Here is a 20247-nt window from a genome sequence, read left to right as displayed (position 1 = left end):
TATGTTTGAGAGTGATTTAAAACCGGTAACACTTAACCAGCAAGCTCTTAATGACCTTGCTGTTGGGTGTGCATTTTTAGGGTCAGGCGGTGGCGGTGACCCCCATTATGCTTTGCTTGAGCTCTCCATATTAATTGAGAAAAAGGGCCCAGATTTTCATATTGATTTGATACCTGCGAGCAAACTTTCTGATAAAGATCTGGTTGCGCCGTGCGGCTGGCTTGGTGCCCCTACGGTGTCGCTGGAAAAGTTGCCAAGTGGCACGGAAGCTCTTGCAGGCCTTGAAATGCTGGAAGAAATAATGGGCCGGGAAGTGAATGCGGTTTTCCCTGTGGAAATTGGCGGCAGCAATGGTTTGGCTCCGCTTATTCTTGCCGTTAAAACAGGGTTGCCTGTTGTGGACTGCGACGGCATGGGGCGGGCATTTCCTGAATCTCAAATGGTTATCTTTAATGTGCACGGTGTTTCTGCAAGCCCCGCTGTGCTGACAGATGCCAAAGGGAACTCTTTTGTGATCGGTGCGGTCGATAATATCACAGAAGAGCGTGTTGCACGCGCCGCGGCGGTATCACTGGGTGGTATATGCCATTTGTTTGAATATGTTCAAAGCGGGAAACAGGTAAAAGACCATGCTATTCACGGAACGCTGTCAATCGCTGTAGAAATTGGCCGCAGTATTCGGGAAGCCAAAGAAAAGGGCGCAGACCCGTTTGAGGCATTGCTCGATGTCATGCGCTCCTTTCCGCATTATGGTGCCGCTGGCATTCTGTTCGACGGTAAAATTATGGATGTGAAACGAGAGACAAAACAGGGTTTTTCTGTTGGGCATTTATTGATTGAAGATTTTGCCGGTAAAAACCAGATGGAAATAGAATTCCAAAACGAAAATCTGATCGCCCGTGTGGGCGATAAAATATATGCAACGGTTCCTGATATTATTTCAGTGATGGATAGAGAAACGGCGCATACAATAACGACTGAGCAAATTAAGTACGGGCAGCGGGTGAAAGTAGTGGGTGTAAGTGCACCCAGTGTCTTGAGGACACCGGAAGCTCTTGAAATTATGGGGCCGAAAGCTTTTGGCATGTCTGATAGGTATAGATCTATAGAGGCCTTGAATGGCTGGAAAGGCTCTAATGATGCTCAGTGAAACAGATACAATTGAAGATTATTCAGTTTCTACTGTCCCAGAAGAGCAAACTATTAGTGGCTGGCGCGTGGCGGCTATTATTATTGGTATCAATGTTGGCTTGGCGACGTTTTTAAATGGTGCTCAGGTGGGGAGCGCTTTAGGGTTAAAAGATGCGCTTTTCTGTGCTTTTCTGGGCGGCGTTATTTTATGTATAATGGGGTCACTTACTGCTATTGCAAGTGTTCGTTCCCGCCTTTCCACATACCTCTTGGTGCAACATTCTTTCGGCCTGAAAGGTGCGGTTGTTGTTAATATTATGCTGGCTATCATACACTTGGGCTGGTTTGGTGTGAATGCGTCGTTTTTTGGCAGCGCCATGGTTGCTGCTATTAGAGAATTATATCACATAGCGGGGCCGTTTGGTGTCATTGTAATGGCAGGTAGCCTGCTTATGGCCATCACCACAATTTTTGGCTTTAAGGCTATTAATAAATTAGCCCTGTGGGCCATCCCGATATTATTGGGTATTTTCATAACTGTTTTTGTGATGAGTATTCAAAAATTTGGTGTGGTTATGACTGACCCAACCCCGCCTGTTGCGATGACATTTGGTGTTGCGTTGTCAACAATCGTGGGGGGGAACCTTCTAACGGTGGCGGCGATGCCTGATCTGTCGCGGTTTATTACTACAAATAAGCAAGCTGTTATTGGTATGTTGCTGTCGTTCCCTATAGCGACGCCGCTTTTAGTTCTTTTGGCGGCAGTGCCAACCATGGCAACAGACGATGTGGATATTATGAATATTATAACCGGGTTTGGCCTTGGGCTTCCTGCGCTTGTTATTCTGGTGTTTTCAACATGGACTGCAAACTCTGTAAACCTGTATTCCTACAGCCTCAGTTTGGCCGCGACTATACGGTCTATTAAGCCGTGGGTCTTTACGATTGTTGGGGCGTTAATTGGCGGCATTATGGCTGTTGTGGGTATAGTGGAATCCTTTGTGCCTTTCTTGTTGTTATTAGGCGTTATTATTCCACCAATCGCAGCAATTTATGTGATCGACAACTTCACGGTATTTGGAAACGGTTACGACGCAAAAAACCTGACAGAAGGCCCGTCTGTCAGGTGGCGTAGTATCGTAACATGGCTGGTTTCAGCCGCAGTTGGGCTTGCAGGCATGTATGATGTTATCGCCTTAACAACAGCGCCAGCCTTAGATGCAACACTGGTTGCAGTTGTATTGCATATGATCCTGCGTAAATGGTCCCCTCAGCCAGATGTCACCCATATTCGGTAGAATATACCCATCATAACTGTTGGGGGCATGGCTCTTCATGCATACCATCAAGGCATGATGATTAACCGTTGTGACTAAGGCAATAAACATAATATATGGAGAGGGCTGAAATGAAATTCGGATATAAATCGCTGTTTGCTGGAATGAGTGCTTTAGCGTTGCTTGCGGGGCCCGCAAACGCCCATAACCTACTTTGGATCAATGTGGTTCCTGAATTTGACAGGCAGGTTATTGCATCCCTTGGATACGGCGATTCAATGTCGTCAGGCAGTGAATTGTTAACACCTGACTGGTGGCCAGTTACCATTGAAGACTATACTGTTGTTGACCCTAGTGGCAAGCGCACACCTCTCGGCGCGCCTGAACCGGTTACTCAGAAAAAACAAACTCTGTCTTCAGGTATGACTTTTCAAGCTGAAATAGATACCGGCAGACGTAAGTTTGTGACCAATGCTGATGCAGAACAAGGCACCTACCAGATTGTGGCTAAAACACATGTCACCCATGTGCAAGTGTATGAAGGCAAGGAAGGAAACTCTGTTTTTATTAACACTGCGATAGACAAGCTGCCAAAGGGCGCGAAAGTAACGGGCGAAGGCTATAATGTGTTGTTGGCGAAGGGCGTCTTTACCGCAGGTGAATGGACTATGCCAGCCCCGATTGGCTTGCCGCTGGAGGTTGTGCCCTTGTCTGATCTGCAAAAAGCGAAACCGGGTGACAAGGTACGCTTTAAGGTGCTGATGAACGGTGAACCTCTTTTAAAAGAAACCCAGATTGTTGCCTATAACGCAAGTTTTGGCGATACATGGGGCCTTGCTTCTCCGTTAGTAAATGGTGTGGGCGAGTTCCGTATACCAGTCGCTGGGCCTTGGCGTGTTAGTATTGGGCTTGAAGGAAAAACTACTGAGTTCGATGCCTATAAAGACAAGAAAGATACTGTTCTGGTTATTGAGAGCAGCTTGGTGTTTAACACAAAGCCTTAACCCAGCATTCTTATGAAGCAGGCTAAGCGCTGTCCTCGTGAATAGAGGGCCGCTGCTTGGCCTGTTTAGCTTTTGGAAGGTTAATGGGTATCTACTCTTTTTCCACAGAACTCTGCCCTTTTGTTTAAAATTGTTACCCATATTAAAGCAAAAACACCCATTATCTCGGTTGGGACTTCTGGTTTCACGGCATACGATCATAGAGCAAGAACCAAGGGAGTGGGCGGTTCTACAATAGACTGGCATGAGTAGTTCTTGGAACACTCGCTCTTAATGACACGCAGAAAAATCACGGGCATTATGCCCTTTATACGTGAGATGCAGGGAAGAAACAAATGACAGAATATTTGAATTCCGAAAATCGCAACATCAGACAGTTGTCGCGCCGTATTTTAATGGCAAGCACGGCTTGTGTGTGCATGACAGGTGCTGCTGCATATGCACAGGATGCTGCAGATAATGAGATATTTGAAGAGATTGTGATTATTGCTGATTCAGCGCGGGCAGCAACCAAAACTGACGCTAAAATTATGGAGATTCCTCAGGCGATCAGCGTTATCACTGAAGATCAGTTTAAGGAACAAGGGGCAACAAACTTTCAGGATATTTTCCGGTACAGCGCAGGCGTTGCTACAGAGCTTGCTGGTATCGATACCCGCTATGACAGTTTTTCGGCTCGTGGTTTTGGTGTAGCACAGTATATTGATGGCCTTAACAGAATGCCGGACTTCGTATACGGCGCCCGGATGGAAGTATTTACACTGGAGCGGGCAGAGGTGTTGCGCGGGCCTTCAGCTGTGCTTTATGGTGCTGGTGGCTCAGGCGGCATTCTTAATGCTGTTAGTAAAACGCCGAATTTTGAGTTTGGCGGTGAAATTGGCGTACAGTTTGGTACCGATGACCGCAAACAGTTTATGGTTGATGTAACTGGTGGTGTGAGCGATACAGTTGCAACCCGTTTTGTAGGCCTGTTTAGGGACGCTAAATTACAGGCAGAAGATCAGGCCGATGATCGTATCCTTATTATGCCTTCGGTCACATGGTCGCCCGGCCCGGATACAGATATTACGCTTCTGGTACTTTACCAGAAAGATGATATGGGCACACAGACCTATCTACCGCTCTCAAAAACACAGGGCGCAAGTAAAGAGGACAGGCTCCCGATCGACTTCTTTGTCGGTGACAAAGATTTTAACCATATGGACACCACGCATACGTCTGGTACGCTTATGATTGACCATAGGTTTACAGACTGGATCAGCTACTCTGGTCGTATGCGTTATTACGAGCATGATGTTGATTATGCTGAAATATATGCCGATACGGCAGATGGTGTTACGCCCTTTAATGACGCTGACGAAACCATTATTCAGCGGGAGTTTTATGTTCTTGATGAGACATATAAAATTTTAAACTCTGATCACAACGTTAAGTTCGACTTTAATACAGGTGTTTTTGAACATAAGGTTCTGGTTGGTGTAGATTATACCCAATTCAAACAGGATCGCCGCGAAGGCTTTTCCTGTGATGGCTATGCAGGTTTCTTTGGGTGTTATGCAGGTGGTAGCCCTGCGCCGCTCGATCTTACAAACCCTGATTATTATGTTGATGTCGATTCAGGTTTTACCAATGGCTATGATACAAAAAGCACCCAGCTTGGTATCTATCTGCAGGACCAGATTAAATATAAAGACCGTGTAACCTTCATTGCGGGTATTCGCCGTGACCGGTCAACCTCGGAAATTAGTGGTGTTGAAGAAGAACCAAACCATGCAACGACACTGCGTTTTGGTGTGATTGTTGATGTGGGCGGCGGGCTTTCCCCTTATGCGGGCTATTCAGAATCGTTCCAGCCGGTATTTGGCGGTGACTTTTATGGTAATGCCTATAATCCACAGGCTGGCAAGCAGTATGAAGTTGGTGTGAAGTATCAACCTAATAAATCAACTCTGATCACGATGTCTTACTTCGATATCACTGAATCCGGCTTCCTGACAACAGACCCTGATAATATCCAGAACTTCATTCAGTCTGGCGAAATCAATTCAAAAGGTTTTGAGTTTGAAGCGCTTGCCAATGTGTTTGAAACGCTTACGCTGACAGCTGCCTACAGCTATACCAAAGCTGAAATTACCAGTGATAATCAGGGCCGTGAAGGTTTCAGGGTTGAAGACTTACCTGAACACGGTGCTTCTTTCTGGGCAATGAATGACTTTGTCAATTCAGGTGACATGATCATTCGGGCTGGTGCTGGTGTACGGTATGTTGGGTCAAAAATTGACTATTACAACATCTTTGAAACACCTTCGGTTACGCTTGTTGATGCTACAGTTGAAGCGTTTTACAAAGACTGGAGTTTCCGATTAAACGCCAATAATGTTTTGAATAAAAAATATTATGCGGCCTGTTCAATGTGGAGCCCGCCATCATACGGTGCTTGTTCCCCAGGGATCGACCGGCGCATAGTGGCAACTGTAAGCCGCAAGTTCTAAGACCTGAATAAAAGCCACGGTACCGGGAGGTGCCGTGGTGCTTTTGTGTTTATGATATTTTTGGTTAAGTGAGGCGGGGATAATGATGATTGGCAAGGTATCGAGTTTCTTTTTTAACTCTAGCGCAAGCAAGATATTCAGCGTGTTAATTGGTGGGATGTTTTTGGCAGCATGCGACGCATCTGTTGATAGTATGCCTTCAGCGGACATCGTTTTTAAAAATGCAAAAGTCTATACGGTAGATAAAGATAACCCTTGGGCTACTTCGGTGGCGATTAGTGGCGGTAAAATTCTGGCGGTGGGCAGTGATGCTGACACCGATAAATGGCGCGGTGATAAAACAGAAGTTATTGATCTGGGCGGAAAACTTGTCCTCCCAAGCTTTGGTGATGCACATGTGCACCCGGTATACGGCGGCCTCGCTTATGCGCGCTGTTCAATGCACGCTGCAGAAACAGTTGATGCCTATACAGATATTATTAAAAAATGTGTGGATGAAACCGATACGGACCGATGGGTTTACGGCGTGGGTTGGCGGCCTGGCCTGTTCCCGCCTGATGGCATACCACCCAAAGGCTTGCTGGATGAAATATCATCTGACCGGCCGCTGGTTTTTCGCTCGACAGGTGGGCATAGCTTATGGGTAAATTCGAAAGCTCTGGAGCTTGCGGGCATCACCAAAGATACACCTGACCCTCTGAACGGGCGTATTGACCGCGACCCTGTTACGGGTGAATTGCTTGGTGGTCTGCAGGAAACAGCTAAAGATCTGGTCGCCGCGTATTTGCCGGGTCCTACGCAGCAAGATTTAATGAAGGCGATCACCTATACGATCAACCATTTGAACACGATCGGCATTACCAATATTCTGGATGCTGGCGTGGAGGTGAATGCTGACGGTGTTAGCCCGATTGTGGAAGCCTATAAGGCATTGCAGGCAGAAGATGCCTTAACAGCAGATATTGAGGTTGCGGTAAAATGGAATAATGAGGCTGGCATGGAACAGATTCCAGACCTTATGGCGGTTGCGAAAAGTGTTGCAGGGCCAAATATTGCTTCTCATACCCTTAAAATATGGATTGACGGCGTTATTGCCCAGCGAACAGCAGCGTTGCTCGAACCCTATAGTGACGCACACGGGGAACATGGGGAGCCAACATTAAAGCCGGATGTTTTGAATGAAGTTGTGAAGCAATTTGATGAACAGGGCTTTCAGGTAATGATCCATGCTATAGGCGACAAAGGTATCCGTATGTCACTTGATGCGTTTGAATATGCCCGAAAGCATAATGGTGTTACAAAAAACCATCACCAAATTACACACGCCGAGTTCATTACACCGCAAGATATGGCAAGGTTTGCCGAGCTTGGCGTTCTTGCCAATTTCCAGCCGCTTTGGTCAACGATGGATCCATACATGCAGCTTACGGCGGTGCGTGTGGGACCTGAGCGTATGAAACATGTTTATCCTGCCCACAGTGTACTTCAGGCTGGCGGCGAAATGGTTTATGGGTCTGATTGGTCCGTTGCACCTGCTGAACCCTTCATGGGTATTGAAGTGGCGCTGACACGGAGAGCACTGGGGGACCCGGATGCGCAGCCTTTATTGCCTAACGAAGCTGTAACTCTCGAGCAGGCAATAGAGGCCTATACCCTGACGGTAGCCCGTGTAAATCATAGGGAAAATGAAACAGGCTCTTTAACTGTTGGTAAAAATGCAGATCTGGTTGTGGTGGATCAGGATGTTTTTACTATTCCTGTATACGATATCGGAAAGACAAAAATATTATTAACAATGTTTGAAGGTAAGCCACTTTATGGCAATCTGGAAGGATTGTAGGTTGAAGTGTACCTGAACGTGTTTAAAATACCTTGTCTTAAAGGTAAGGGTAATGATTGTTCATGCATCCAGATACCAAAAATGGAGCCTTTTCTTCGATAGCAATGGTTGCGTCTACTAAGCTCGCACCCCAAAGTCGTAAAGGCTATATAAAACGCAGAAACCTGCTGGTCAGAATTGAGGAAATTCTGGCTTGCAGGCTTACTGTTGTTCATGCGGCAGCAGGGTACGGAAAGACCAGCCTGTTAAGCCAGTGGCTTAAAACACTTCAGAAGCAAAAAGTTGCAACAGCGTGGTTGACGTTGGAGGAGGAAGAGGCCTCACAGTCTGCTTTTATCATCCATGTGATTACAGCCTGTATCAAGTCGGGCTACTTGGAAGAAAGCGTTCTCTCAAATATTGGCCGTGTTGACGAAAAAATGTCATTGAAGGTTTTGATGACTATATTTATCAACGCAGTTGCTGTCAGTGACAGGCCGCTGGTGATTTTTCTTGATGAATATAACCGCATTCAATCTGATGAAACGGACAGCTTTTTTCGCATTTTATTGCGCAATATGCCGGCACATGTGCACTTTGTAGTTGCCTCTAGATGGCGACCTAATATCGACCTTGAAAACCTGCGTGCGCACGATGATTTACTTGAAATTACCGCAAATGATTTACGCTTTTCGCTAGAAGAGGCGGCAAGCCTGCTTGATCTTCATATGTCGGACACGGATATAAGGCAGATAGGCAATTTTTGGCAATATACTGAAGGCTGGCCAATGGCATTGCAGATGCTGCGGTTATGGTTATTAGGTAGCAAGCAACGCGTTGGGCAAATAGCTGAATTTGCTGAAAAAACAACTGATATGGCGCGCTATCTTACCGAACAGGTTTTGTCTGAACTGCCTGAAGACGAGCAAGATTTTTTAATGAAAACCGCTATTCTTGACCGGGTAAACGGCGATATTGCTAATACCATTACAAACCGTTCTGATGGCTGGCTGATATTGGAACAGCTTTATGAACGTAACCTTTTTCTAGAACCTCTTGAAAACGATCGTCAGTGGTTTCGTTTTCATGCTGTTTTTCTGGAATATTTACGTGACATGCTTAAAAAGCGTCATCCTGATGCAGTTCAGGGGATGCACGAGCAGGCCGCGACATGGCTTAAAGAACGTGGGTATATAAGGCGCGCCATATATCATGCACAGCAAGCTCATAACGATACTTTAGCAGCCTCTATTCTAAGTGATGCGGGTGGCTGGCGTATGGTTATGGATGGTCGGATCGAGATTATCCGTGCCGCTATCCATAAGCTTGCTGATGCTGCAATTGAGAATTTTCCGAAGCTTTTACTGGCGCGGGTTTTTTTGCTGATCAAGGCGGGTAATATTGATGAAGCGCACCAGCGGTTTAAGCAGTTAAACACGGATAATAACGACCTGTGGTCTGAGCAGGATATGATCGATCATAAGATAATCGAAAATACCCTTTCAGATTATGCCGATGACCGTGTTTCGTTTGAAGAGATTAGCGAGATAGAGGCCCTGAAACAGCAAATCCCAAAGCAGGACCATCTGTTACACGCGTTGCTGTCAGATTCGCTGGCAACAAAATGTTATGCTATGCGCCTGTTTCGGCAAACACACGAAGCGTGTGCTGAGGCGGCAAGCCACTACCGCATTTTACAATCCCTGTACGGTGAAATGTTTATAAGGTTTAAGCAGGTACAGGCATATTTTGCGCAAGGCAGGCTGGATGAGGCAGAAGTTATTCTTAGACAAAATGAAAAAGAAATTGATATTCGCCTTGGGGAAAACACGGACCTTGCAGCCCATAATGCCATTTTTCTAGCGGAGCTTCTTGTTGAACGGCATGCCTTTGATGAGGCAGAAACCAGACTTTTAGATGCCTTATCACTTATTGAACAAGCCGATGGCTGGTTTGAACTGTATGCAGCAGCATATTCATCTGCCGCTGCTATTGCTTGGCAGCGCTCTGGCATTAATGAGGTTCTTGGATTGCTGGAACGCGCAAAGGCCGTTGCAAAATCGCGGTATTTGAAGCGCCTTTCACTGCTCGCTGACTGCGAGACTATTTTTTATTTATGCCAGAACGGCCAGCATATGGAAGCTCAGCCTTATGTTGGCTCCCTTGAAGCCGCGCTGGAAACTGAAAAACAGCCCTTCCATTTTATGAGTGGTCATATAGCGATTGGGCTTGGTATTTTTTATCTGTCTAATGGACAGCATGAACAGGTAGATGCCCTTATTGCGGAGCACAGTAAGGCCGCAGAAGCTTCAGGGGATACCCGCCATCTTATTGCTCTGTATAGTGTTGCTGCCATTTCGCGGTATGGCCGGGGGGATACAATGCAAGCTGCAGCCCTGTTTGATCAGGCTTTGCAGGAAGGCCTTTTTAAAGGGTTTAAGCAAACATATATCAACTATACCTACTGGTTACTGCCGCTTGTGACCTTAATTCTTAAGAGCGATACGCTGCTACCGGCAGACAGATACCGAACAAATTTTCTTATCGACCTTAAAAGAGACATGAAGAATTGGGAGAAAAGCAGGTTAAAGGATGAAAATGCTTTAACCATAGCCGAAATAGAGGTTTTAAAAGAATTAGTGCATGGGTTTTCCAATAAGGAAATTGCGCTCCAACTGGGTATTTCCCCCAACACAGTTAAATACCGCCTGAAGAGCATTTTTGCCAAGTTTGATGTGTCAAAACGGAGCGAATTAGTACAGCTTGTAAGAAACCAGGGCATGGTACCTGAGTATTCGTCTTAGTTAGTGGCATATCTACTAACTGGTCTGTTCTATTAGCCTGCTGGCTTGTATAGTAGGCGCTCTAAGGCTCTATAGGAAGCTTCCCTGCGGTAATAGCATCAGCCAGCGTCGTGCTATCAAGAACCTTGGCTGTTTGTTCATAAGCGGTAGCAAAAACGCGACGAATTTCGCAGGCATGCTCGTCTGTACAATCTTCACAGAGCCGGTAAGCCATGCGGCTAAGGCAGGGTAAGGGGGCCATCGGGCCATCAATGATACGCAAAACTTGGCCAAAGCTAATAAGATTGGGGGCCCTTAAAAGGCTGTAACCGCCGCCGCGCCCCCGCTTACTATGTAATAGGCCTTGGTGTTTAAGGTCGAGCAAGATTTGCTCAAGAAATTTTTTAGGAATATTTTGGCGTGCAGCGATTTCTGTAATCAGAAGTGCTTCACCTGGCTTTGTTTTCGCGAGTTCTAAAAGGGCACGAAGAGCATATTTGGCTTTTTGCGATATCATACCTATTCCTGAATAAGGGTTTGATACTAACCAGAGCGGAGAACTGTATGTATTCTCTACTTATCATGTAGTTTGTTAGTGGATATGCAGAGTATTTACCAGAAATTTGTATAGCAGGGCTTTGAAATGGCTAGGCATTGGCTTTTGGTGAGTTTATAGCCTCCATATCGTTGTCAACATCTCACACTCCATCTTATTATTATAGCTGCCATATATGTTTACAATGCATTATATTTATATATTATGGCTGCCTAATAATTAATTTTAGCTGCTTTATTCCAATAGATACGCCAAACCTACATTGAGATAATATATCAAAATGGTATGCGTGGTATATGGGTGAATGTGCAGAAAATCATTCTGGGGAGAATGTTAATGATACAGATATATAGGGTTTTGAACAAGGTGGCACTTTGGCCTGCAGTTGTTCTGGTCATGCTTTTGGCACAGCCGCCAGTGTATGCTGATGCAAATGAAAACTACGATGTTAAAGCGCACTACGACAAGGCGGAATATTCTATCCCCATGCGTGACGGCAAAAAGATGTTCACTGCGGTGTACCGGCCGAAGGACCGTTCAAAAGACTATCCTATTCTTTTGTTCAGAACACCTTATTCCATTAAAGCTTACGGTGATGATTTTCCGCCTGTTATGCGCATGGCACCGTCGGTTGATTTCCTGAAGTCGGGGTATATCATTGTTTTGCAGGACCTGCGCGGCACTTATAAGTCAGAAGGTGACTTTAAGGTTATTCGCAGCATTCGTGACAACAAGGATGATCCTGTCGCTATTGATGCCAGTACAGATAACTATGATACCATTGAGTGGTTGCTGCATAATATAGAAGGAAATAACGGCAAGGTAGGGCAGTGGGGCATTTCCTATCCCGGCTGGACAACCGTAATGGGTATGGTGGATGCGCACCCGGCGCTTGTTGCTTCATCACCGCAAGCCTCACCGTCTGATATGTTTGTCGGCGATGACTGGCACCATAATGGTGCTTTCCGGCTGATGTATAGCTTTAGCTGGATGAACTTTGCAGCGCGCAAGCGTGATGATCTAACCACCGAGCTTGCCAAGCCTTTTGATTATGGAACCCCGTGGGGTTATGAGTTCTTTTTGAATGCAGGACCAACATCAGAACTGAATGAAAAATATTTCGGCGGCGCCATTCCTGCATGGAATGATTTTATCGACCATCCTAACTATGATAAGTTTTGGAAAGATCAGGTGGCTTTGCCGCACATGAAAAACATCAACCACTCCATTTTAAATGTGGCAGGCTGGTTTGATGCAGAAGACTTTTACGGCCCGATCTCTATTTATAACGAGATAGAAAAAACCACGCCGGGCAACAAGAGTACGCTTGTTGTGGGGCCGTGGCGTCATGGCGGCTGGCTTACTATGGATGGTTCATATCTTGGGGATATTCAGTTTGGTTCAAAAACCTCTGAATATTACCAAAAGAACATTGTGTTCCCGTTCTTTGAATATAACCTGAAAGGCAAGGGGGACTGGAACCCGGCTGAGGCAATTGTATTTGAAACCGGCAACAATGAGTGGCACAGGTTTGACCAGTGGCCGCCTAAAGCCAGTAAAGTTAAAAACCTGTATTTTCAGGAAGGCGGCAAGCTGTCGTTCAATAAACCTGCCGATAAAAGCAAAAAAGCATTTGATAAATATGTGAATGACCCGGCAAAGCCTGTACCCTTTTCAACCGAGATTATCACAGCGCCGGGCCATGACTGGATGATAGAAGACCAGCGCCAAGTGTCTACGCGACCTGATGTTCTGACATACCGTACCGATGTTTTAGAGGAGGACATCACCATTGCAGGGCCTATTCTTGCTAGTCTATTTGTATCGACAACAGGGACAGACGCAGACTATTTTGTGAAACTGATTGATGTGTACCCTGGCGATGCGCCCGATGTGGAGATTGAACATCAAAAGGTAAAAATGGGTGATTATCAGATGCTGGTTGGTGTTGAAGTTATGCGCGCTAAATACCGTGAAAGCATGAGTGACCCAAAACCACTTAAGCCGGGCAAAGTGACCCCTATTTCGTTCAATATCTGGGATAAGTTCCATACTTTTAAAAAGGGGCACCGGATTATGGTGCAGGTTCATAGTAGCTGGTTCCCGGCTTACGACCGCAACCCGCAGCAATTTATGGATATTTATCGTGCAACGGAAAAAGACTTTAAGACTGCCGAGCATGATATTTATCGCTCCGTCCAGTTTCCGTCTCATCTGGAGCTACCTGTCTTGACCGGTAACCAAGATGTAACCGCTAGCGCAGCGCAGTAAGGTAAGAGTATGAAACGCTTTTATATGGTTATCACCGCATGTATCACTGCCTGCTTGCTGGCAGTGATACCTCTTGTTGCAGAAGATGCGGGTGCACCTTTTAAAAAGGTACAGGATATTATTGAGCATGAAGCAGCAGATAAAGGCTTGCCAATGCTGTCTATTGTGCTTGTTGACGAAAACGGCATTGTTTGGTCGGGCGGTGTAGGTGCTGATGCAAAGAACCCAAGCCTACAGGCTGATAATGATACTACGTACCGCATTGGATCAGTTTCAAAACTATTCACTGACATTGCCGTTATGCATTATGTTGAGAAAGGCCTGCTGGACCTTGATGTTCCTGTAACAACATATTTGCCAGACTTTAAACCCCATAACCCTTACGGCACCCCTATTACGCTGCGTATGCTGATGAGCCATTCATCAGGTCTGGTGCGGGAAACGCCTGTTGGTAGTTATTTTGACCCTGAAGCGCCGTCCTTAGCTGAAACTGTTCAAAGCCTGAACGGTACAACACTGGTATATGCACCAAAGACAAAGGTGCAATATTCAAATGCAGGCATTGCTGTTGTGGGCCGAGTTCTGGAAAAGGTTGCAGGCAAGCCATTTGCAGAGGTTCTGGAGACTAATCTTCTACAACCTCTTGGTATGAAAGACAGTGCCTTTGTGCCGTCTGCTCATGTTCGGAAAAGTCTCCCTGAAGCTTATATGATAAATTATCAGGGTACTCGTTCTATTGCTCCAACATTTGAGCTGGGTATCGCACCTGCTGGCTGCATGTATGCGACAATGGGTGATCTGGCCCTGTTCATGAAAGCGCTTATAGATAAGGGGCAGGGCGTAAATGGCCGTTTTATTGAAGAAGATACGCTTGATCAAATGTGGTCCCCGCAAGGAGATGTGAAAAGCGCCCGTGATCGTTCGTTTGGTATCGGTTTTATGCTGAGTGAACTGGACGGAGAAAAGTCTGTCTCGCACGGCGGTGCTATTTATGGTTTTGCGACGCAAATGAAAGTGTTGCCGAACAAAAAGATCGGTGTAGCCATTTCAACCAATATGGATATGGCAAACGGCATTGTTAACAGGATTGCGGATTATGCCCTCAGGGCGCTTATGGCCCAAAAAGAAGGCAAGCCGTTACCTGTTTATACATATACAAAGCCTGTTTCTGATGACATGGTTGCCAAAGTGGCAGGGCTTTATAAAAACCAGGATGAAAGCATTAGAATATACCGCCTGTTTAAAGACCTTTATATAGAGCGCGTTAATGACCTGTCACTGAGGCTTCGAGCAACAGACAACCATGCTATCGTTATTGATGATATGGTCGCTTACAGTGAAGATATTCGCTTTACGGATGCTAGCGTTACTGTCTTTGGCAAAGACTATGCTGCTGCAGAAGATGTTAAGCCCGCTCCTGTTAAGCCGGAATGGGTACAGTATCTTGGGGAGTATGGCTGGGACCATAATGTTTTGTATATCAGCGAAAGAGACGGCAAGCTGCATGCCCTTATTGAATGGGCGACTGATTATCCGCTTACCGATTTGGGGAATGGCACTTTTAAGTTTCCTCCACATGGCCTGTACCCAAATGAAGAAATAACCTTTAAAAAGAACAGTGAGGATAAAGTCTATACGGCTAGCCTTAATGGTATTTCTTTTGAAAGAAGAGAGGTTGGCGGTATTGATGGCCATGTCTTCAAGATTGACCCGGTGAAGCCTATTGCAGAATTGAGGAAAGAAGCACTTGCTGCCAGCCCGCCTCATGAAGACGGCACCTTTAAGCAGTCTGACCTAGTGGATGTGACAGCTTACAGCGACAATATTAAACTTGATATCCGCTATGCATCGAATGATAACTTCCTTGGTACACCAGTTTATTCGTCTGCTCGGGCCTTTATGCAGCGCCCTGCCGCAGAGGCACTTGGCCGGGCGGCAAAAAGGCTGAAAAAACAAGGATACGGCCTGCTTATTCATGATGCTTATAGGCCTTGGTACGTCACCAAAATTTTCTGGGATGCGACACCTATGTCTGGCAAAGACTTTGTAGCAGACCCATCGCAGGGGTCACGCCACAATAGGGGCTCCGCAGTTGATCTGACACTTTATGATCTGAAAACAGGGGAGCCTATTAAAATGGTTGGTCTGTATGATGAAATGTCTGAGCGTTCATTCCCCTACTATCCGGGGGGGACATCGCTGCAACGTTGGCACCGTAACGTGTTGAAAACGGCAATGGAAGCTGAAGACTTTACCGTTTACGAGTATGAATGGTGGCACTTTGATTTTGATGATTGGCGTTCCTACGCGGTGCAGAATGCTATTTTTGAAAATATAAAACCTGCACATTAAGAAGCTGTATTACACCCGCTGCTAGAGGCGGGTGTAGCCAGAATTACATTATTTTAAACCGACCTTGCATGCTTGCATATGGCTTTTGCCTTTGCAGGCATGTTTGCTTTTTGACGCCTGAATATAATTATCTATTTGTTTTATATTATTATTTTTCACACGTAGTTCGTGTTTTACTCTCCGATATATTCATTATGAATACATTACGATGATAATTTATTGACATTTTATAAGTAAATTAATAAATTATCGTCATGATTCTACTAGTATGGTCTTGGAGTAATGCTGTGTGGTGGTTTGTCATGCAGCGTAAGGGAGAGTGAATATGACTATGGATGCTTTGTCTCAGCAGTTTAAGGTTTTGTATGACCAGTGGGGCGCTGCGATTGCAAACAAGCAATATGATTGGTTTGAGCGTCATTTTGCCGATGACTTTTCAGGAACAGCCCAACCATGGCCAACGCTTTTTGTTGATAAAGCAAAAATGATTGAGCTCGATAAAGCCATCGAAAAAATGGACACCGAGTGGCAGAAAGTAACGGCGCAGCAAGTGAGCGCTAATACGGTCGTTACTATTGGTATCGTTAAATACAACGAAGAAGAATTTAGTGACAATTCAGCCATTGCTGAAGGCATGCCCTCAGGAAGTGATCTCGCCGAATTAACGCACGGTAAATCTGTCGCGTACCTGAATGGCTGGCGGCATAACGGCGAAGTTTGGCAGATATTTGATCATCATATGATTGGGATTGTGGATGACCCTAGTGCCTAATTTTGCGGGGTTGAAAGAGATTTGGTTTCAGTAGAAAGCAGCTTCAAAACATGAGAAGCTAATTGGGAGGTTGGAATGAAAATAACAAATAAAAAGATTCAAAAAAGCTTACGCAGTGGTTGTGGTTATGTGGCGCTCTTAACTGCTTCAGCCGCTATTGCACCGGCAAGTACGGCTGCAGACACGAGCGATTTTTCGTTTGAAGAGATTGTGGTGACGGCGCAGAAACGGAATGAAAGCCTGCAAGATGTGCCAATATCAGTGCAGGTTGTGGGAGCTGCTGCTATTGCCCAGCAAAACCTGACATCTGTTGTAACGCTCGCTGAATTGTACCCGTCTATCCATGTTGCTGGTAGTGGTCGCTCCAGTACCTATTATATGCGCGGTACGGGGTCTGGTGAAAGCCAGTCATTTGATCAATCTGTCGGTACATTTGTTGATAATATCTACCATGGCCGCTCACGTAATTCGGCGGCAACGTTCCTTGATCTTGACCATGTAGAGATTTTGAAAGGCCCACAAAGTACCTTTTTTGGTAACAGCGCTATCGCGGGTGCTTTTAATATTGTTACTAAAAAACCAAGCCACGAAACGGAAGGCTGGGCCCGCGGCCTTATTGGTCCTGGTGGCTCAAACGGCGGCAACTATGCCTTAGAGGGCGCGGTGAACACACCGGTTACAGATGAACTAGCACTGCGTTTTGCAGGCACACTTAATGGCCAAAAGGGCTATTTGAAAAACGTTAATACAGATGACCGCTCACCTAATGAAGATAACTATGCTTTCCGTGCTACGGCGCTTTATGAACCATCGGAAGATCTTGAGATCATTCTAAAAGGCGAATTTGGTAAAAGCGTAAATAAAGGCGGCTTGATCCTGCGCCAAGAAGATTGCCCGCCGCCAGAGCCTTATACAGCAGCAGGCTTTTGTGCCTTGAACCTTTCTGAAGGTGTGCCAATTGGTCTGGACACAAAAGAGTATGTCGCAAACGAAGGTAACGAAATCCGCCTCAAAACATATGAAGGTGTTCTGACCATTAACTACCAGATGGGGGATCATACTCTTACATCTACAACAGGTTACGGCGGTTATAAATATAACCTTGATCTGGATGATGATGGCACAACACAGCACTTGTTAAATGTTCAAGCGCCAGAGGAATACAAACAGTTCAGTCAGGAATTCAGGATTGCATCGCCTGTCGGTGAAACGTTTGAATATATGGCCGGTGTTTACTACCAGCACTATACGCTCGATATTGAGCAATCACTGAGCTATTTCTTCTTGACAGGCCCGTTCTCCGGCATTGCGCCCTTAGCCCCTTATCTGCCACTTGGCCAGCGTGTAAACGCATACCAAACCGAAGATATTTACTCAGCCTTTGGGTCTTTCACTTGGAATGTGACTGACAGGTTGAAACTTATTGGCGGTATTCGCGGCAGTATCGTGAAGAAAGATTTTGACTGGGCACTAATTTACGGCACCGCAACTGAGAATTACGGCGGCGTTGAACGGTTCCCTGCTGATGTTGAAGCTATAGCAGGTTCGCTTGGGCTTGGTAATGTTGGCGTTATTAATCTTGACCGCAAGGACGATGCCCTGTTGCCATCCGCCAAACTGCAATATCAGTTGAACGATGGTGTGATGACATACATTTCCTATTCGCGCGGCTTCAAGTCTGGCGGCTTCAGTGTTGCTGATACATCTGCAGACCCGGTTAACTATCCGTTTAACCCAGAATTTGTTGATGCTTACGAACTGGGTATCAAGGGTGAGTTTCTGGATAACACTGTCAGCATGAATCTTGCTTTGTTCTGGAACGACTTTTCTGATCTGCAGGTTTCTATTCAGGGTACTAATAGCAACGGTGGCCTCATTAATATCGTTCGCAACGCAGCTGCTTCGCGTTCAAAAGGTGTGGAACTGGAGATGCAATGGCTTGTGTCATCTAGCTTCAAGGTTGCAGCTAATGCCACCTATCTGGATTCAACATACCGTAGCTATCCTAATGCTGCACCAACCTATGCGCAGCAATATGAGGGTGAAACTGTACAGGATTTAAGTGGTCGTCCCACGCTCTATTCACCGAAGTGGAGCGGTAATGTTGCTGCAACCTATACGTATGATGTGTCAGAAGATTATACGATGACAGCCGAGGTGATTGGTATTTTCTCTAGCAGTTATTTTACCTACTCTACAGATGATGAACAATCCATTCAGGATAGCTATGGCCGTATGGATGCGCGCCTGTCGCTTGATATTGCGGACAGTGGCTGGGGCTTTGATATCATTGGTAAAAACCTGTTTGATAAAACCGTGATTAATTTCTCTGGGTATCAACCAACCTCTTTTGGTAGTCTCTTTCAGGGGCAGGAACCACCACGCCAGATTATGTTCCAGGCGCGGTATCAATTCTAGCCTGCTTGAAGGATAAAACACTAAGGGCAGCATAAAGTGGCTGCCCTTTTCTTTCCTGCTATCACCAAGATTGCTATGGTAAATTAAGGCGCATGTAAAAGCTAAGGAGCCTCCGAAATGTTTGTGACTATTGTACGTCCAGTTACTCGTATATTGAAAAAAGCCTCTGGGCTGCTTCTATGCGGCAGTATCTCGCTTGCAGCTTTAGCATCAGGCTGTCATGCCGACCAAGCTGGGCCAGCGGATTACAAAGGCAATATGCCTGAAGGTATATGGGTTCTTAATCAGGAACGTTCGAAAAAGTTTATGCCGGGCACTCACACATTGTGGGTGATCAAAGATGACGGCCAGCGGCTTGTTTGGGTTTCTGTGGAAGCAGACCCTGAGGGTCATGTAAGGGTAACCTCGTGGGACGGTGAATACGGCGGCGAGCCAGTAGAGGTTAAGGGCAGTGGTATGATGACTGTTGTCTCATCGCCAGAAAAAGGGCGGGTCTTGAACCACGGTGATATTCCCGGGCTTGGTAGTTACTCAGAAGACTGCACGGTGATGAACGAAGGCAAACGTATGCTTTGCACCTTCACACTGACCACAAGCGAAGGAGTGAACACTTACATAGATGACTTTGACTGGTTTTCAGCGGGGCCAATGGTTTTTGCTGCGCCCGAGTAGTTAAGAAGACTGCTGGTTTATAGCGTAGCGGGTGTGGTTTTGCGCCGCTACGCTTGATATACTATTTAGTGCCCTTTAGTGGAGGCCGCAGACCGTGCAGCCTGTTCATAAGCACCAGAAATTGCCCTTAGGAAGCTGTTTAGTGCCTGAATGTCATAGTCTGGATGGGAAATGAAATTAATAGCTGGTTCCAGAAATTTTTTACGATCATTCTGGAAGTCGCTATAATGTTCCTTGCCCATATCTGTTGCTGAATAAAACACTTCTTTGCCGATTTTTTCGCTGGTTGTCAGGCCAAGGCGCGCAAGCTTTTTTAGTGAATATGAAACCAGATGCATGTCCTCAATTGAAAGGGCAAAGGCCAGATCAATGCCTCGCAGTTGGCGGTTTCTGTACACGAGTAAGTGCAGCAGAAAAACGTCGATGTCAGACAGGCCATTAATAGAGCTTGAGTTGCTGCGCTGGCTCATCCACCGGCGCACAGAATTCCATAGAACTGTAAGGGTCAGTTCTAGTTCTGATAGCTGGTCACCATCAATGGAATGCTCAGGTTGCTTTTGTTTCGTCGACATAATTATCCCCTTTAATCGTCGTAAAAAATCATATCTGCAGGAGGGCAGTATGGAACTTTAAATCCGTGGCTTGTCAATGTTTTGTTTTAATAATCTCATGATTTAGATGTTTTGTTACCATGTTATTG

At 45.8% G+C, this 20247-nt stretch carries 13 protein-coding genes; 11 read left to right on the top strand and 2 right to left on the bottom strand.

What is annotated here, in order from left to right; translation table 11 throughout:
• The first annotated feature begins 1 nt into the window (after position 1).
• The 6 genes from ICL80_RS14845 (at position 2) to ICL80_RS14820 (ending at position 10527) form a co-directional block, all read left to right on the top strand.
• Complete coding sequence (locus ICL80_RS14845; RefSeq protein ID WP_194213514.1) at positions 2-1150, top strand: DUF917 domain-containing protein; 1149 nt, start codon at positions 2-4, stop codon at positions 1148-1150.
• On the top strand, positions 1119-2429 hold the full coding sequence (locus tag ICL80_RS14840; RefSeq protein ID WP_228073587.1) for a cytosine permease: 1311 nt from the start codon (positions 1119-1121) through the stop codon (positions 2427-2429). The genes ICL80_RS14845 and ICL80_RS14840 overlap by 32 nt, the downstream gene beginning before the upstream one ends.
• A 110-nt stretch (positions 2430-2539) precedes the next feature.
• The gene (locus ICL80_RS14835; protein ID WP_194213513.1) at positions 2540-3412 is read left to right on the top strand and encodes a DUF4198 domain-containing protein; all 873 of its coding nucleotides are present in this window, start codon (positions 2540-2542) and stop codon (positions 3410-3412) included.
• A 335-nt stretch (positions 3413-3747) separates the two neighbouring features.
• The gene (locus ICL80_RS14830; protein ID WP_194213512.1) at positions 3748-5904 is read left to right on the top strand and encodes a TonB-dependent siderophore receptor; all 2157 of its coding nucleotides are present in this window, start codon (positions 3748-3750) and stop codon (positions 5902-5904) included.
• An 82-nt stretch (positions 5905-5986) separates the two neighbouring features.
• Positions 5987-7744 (top strand): amidohydrolase, encoded by a 1758-nt coding sequence (locus ICL80_RS14825; protein ID WP_194213511.1) that lies wholly within the window; start codon positions 5987-5989, stop codon positions 7742-7744.
• 62 nt (positions 7745-7806) lie between these two features.
• A complete protein-coding gene (locus tag ICL80_RS14820) occupies positions 7807-10527 on the top strand; it encodes a LuxR C-terminal-related transcriptional regulator (protein WP_194213510.1) in 2721 nt (906 codons plus the stop codon).
• Positions 10528-10588: 61 nt separating this feature from the next.
• Here ICL80_RS14820 and ICL80_RS14815 read toward each other — a convergent pair whose 3' ends face one another.
• Positions 10589-11023 (bottom strand): RrF2 family transcriptional regulator, encoded by a 435-nt coding sequence (locus ICL80_RS14815; protein WP_194213509.1) that lies wholly within the window; start codon positions 11021-11023, stop codon positions 10589-10591.
• Between the two features lie 375 nt (positions 11024-11398).
• Here ICL80_RS14815 and ICL80_RS14810 point away from each other — a divergent pair, with 375 nt between their 5' ends.
• From ICL80_RS14810 to ICL80_RS14790, 5 genes are all read left to right on the top strand, one after another.
• On the top strand, positions 11399-13333 hold the full coding sequence (locus ICL80_RS14810; protein WP_228073585.1) for a CocE/NonD family hydrolase: 1935 nt from the start codon (positions 11399-11401) through the stop codon (positions 13331-13333).
• A 9-nt stretch (positions 13334-13342) separates the two neighbouring features.
• Positions 13343-15685 (top strand): serine hydrolase, encoded by a 2343-nt coding sequence (locus tag ICL80_RS14805; protein WP_194213508.1) that lies wholly within the window; start codon positions 13343-13345, stop codon positions 15683-15685.
• A 325-nt stretch (positions 15686-16010) separates the two neighbouring features.
• Positions 16011-16457, top strand: coding sequence for a hypothetical protein (locus ICL80_RS14800; protein ID WP_194213507.1), 447 nt, complete (start codon positions 16011-16013; stop codon positions 16455-16457).
• Positions 16458-16532: 75 nt separating this feature from the next.
• Entirely contained in the window at positions 16533-18875 is a 2343-nt protein-coding gene (locus ICL80_RS14795; RefSeq protein ID WP_194213506.1) for a TonB-dependent receptor, read from the top strand.
• Positions 18876-18992: 117 nt separating this feature from the next.
• Entirely contained in the window at positions 18993-19547 is a 555-nt protein-coding gene (locus tag ICL80_RS14790; RefSeq protein ID WP_194213505.1) for a hypothetical protein, read from the top strand.
• A 65-nt stretch (positions 19548-19612) separates the two neighbouring features.
• Here ICL80_RS14790 and ICL80_RS14785 read toward each other — a convergent pair whose 3' ends face one another.
• Entirely contained in the window at positions 19613-20119 is a 507-nt protein-coding gene (locus ICL80_RS14785) for a winged helix DNA-binding protein (RefSeq protein WP_194213504.1), read from the bottom strand.
• Between the last annotated feature and the right edge of the window lie 128 nt (positions 20120-20247).

This window comes from Kordiimonas pumila, from assembly GCF_015240255.1.
Classification (GTDB): domain Bacteria; phylum Pseudomonadota; class Alphaproteobacteria; order Sphingomonadales; family Kordiimonadaceae; genus Kordiimonas; species Kordiimonas pumila.
Note: the sequence above shows the minus strand (reverse complement) of the source record. Positions and strands in the feature narration are given on the sequence as shown.

What these genes read in the sequence shown, in the direction of transcription:
- ICL80_RS14820 (WP_194213510.1), top strand. Translation starts at nt 7,807, where the DNA reads ATGCATCCAGATACCAAAAATGGAGCCTTTTCTTCGATAGCAATGGTT.
- ICL80_RS14840 (WP_228073587.1), top strand. Translation starts at nt 1,119, where the DNA reads ATGGCTGGAAAGGCTCTAATGATGCTCAGTGAAACAGATACAATTGAA.
- ICL80_RS14790 (WP_194213505.1), top strand. Translation starts at nt 18,993, where the DNA reads ATGTTTGTGACTATTGTACGTCCAGTTACTCGTATATTGAAAAAAGCC.
- ICL80_RS14845 (WP_194213514.1), top strand. Translation starts at nt 2, where the DNA reads ATGTTTGAGAGTGATTTAAAACCGGTAACACTTAACCAGCAAGCTCTT.
- ICL80_RS14815 (WP_194213509.1), bottom strand. Translation starts at nt 11,023, where the DNA reads ATGATATCGCAAAAAGCCAAATATGCTCTTCGTGCCCTTTTAGAACTC.
- ICL80_RS14830 (WP_194213512.1), top strand. Translation starts at nt 3,748, where the DNA reads ATGACAGAATATTTGAATTCCGAAAATCGCAACATCAGACAGTTGTCG.
- ICL80_RS14805 (WP_194213508.1), top strand. Translation starts at nt 13,343, where the DNA reads ATGAAACGCTTTTATATGGTTATCACCGCATGTATCACTGCCTGCTTG.
- ICL80_RS14835 (WP_194213513.1), top strand. Translation starts at nt 2,540, where the DNA reads ATGAAATTCGGATATAAATCGCTGTTTGCTGGAATGAGTGCTTTAGCG.
- ICL80_RS14795 (WP_194213506.1), top strand. Translation starts at nt 16,533, where the DNA reads ATGAAAATAACAAATAAAAAGATTCAAAAAAGCTTACGCAGTGGTTGT.
- ICL80_RS14800 (WP_194213507.1), top strand. Translation starts at nt 16,011, where the DNA reads ATGACTATGGATGCTTTGTCTCAGCAGTTTAAGGTTTTGTATGACCAG.
- ICL80_RS14825 (WP_194213511.1), top strand. Translation starts at nt 5,987, where the DNA reads ATGATGATTGGCAAGGTATCGAGTTTCTTTTTTAACTCTAGCGCAAGC.
- ICL80_RS14785 (WP_194213504.1), bottom strand. Translation starts at nt 20,119, where the DNA reads ATGTCGACGAAACAAAAGCAACCTGAGCATTCCATTGATGGTGACCAG.
- ICL80_RS14810 (WP_228073585.1), top strand. Translation starts at nt 11,399, where the DNA reads ATGATACAGATATATAGGGTTTTGAACAAGGTGGCACTTTGGCCTGCA.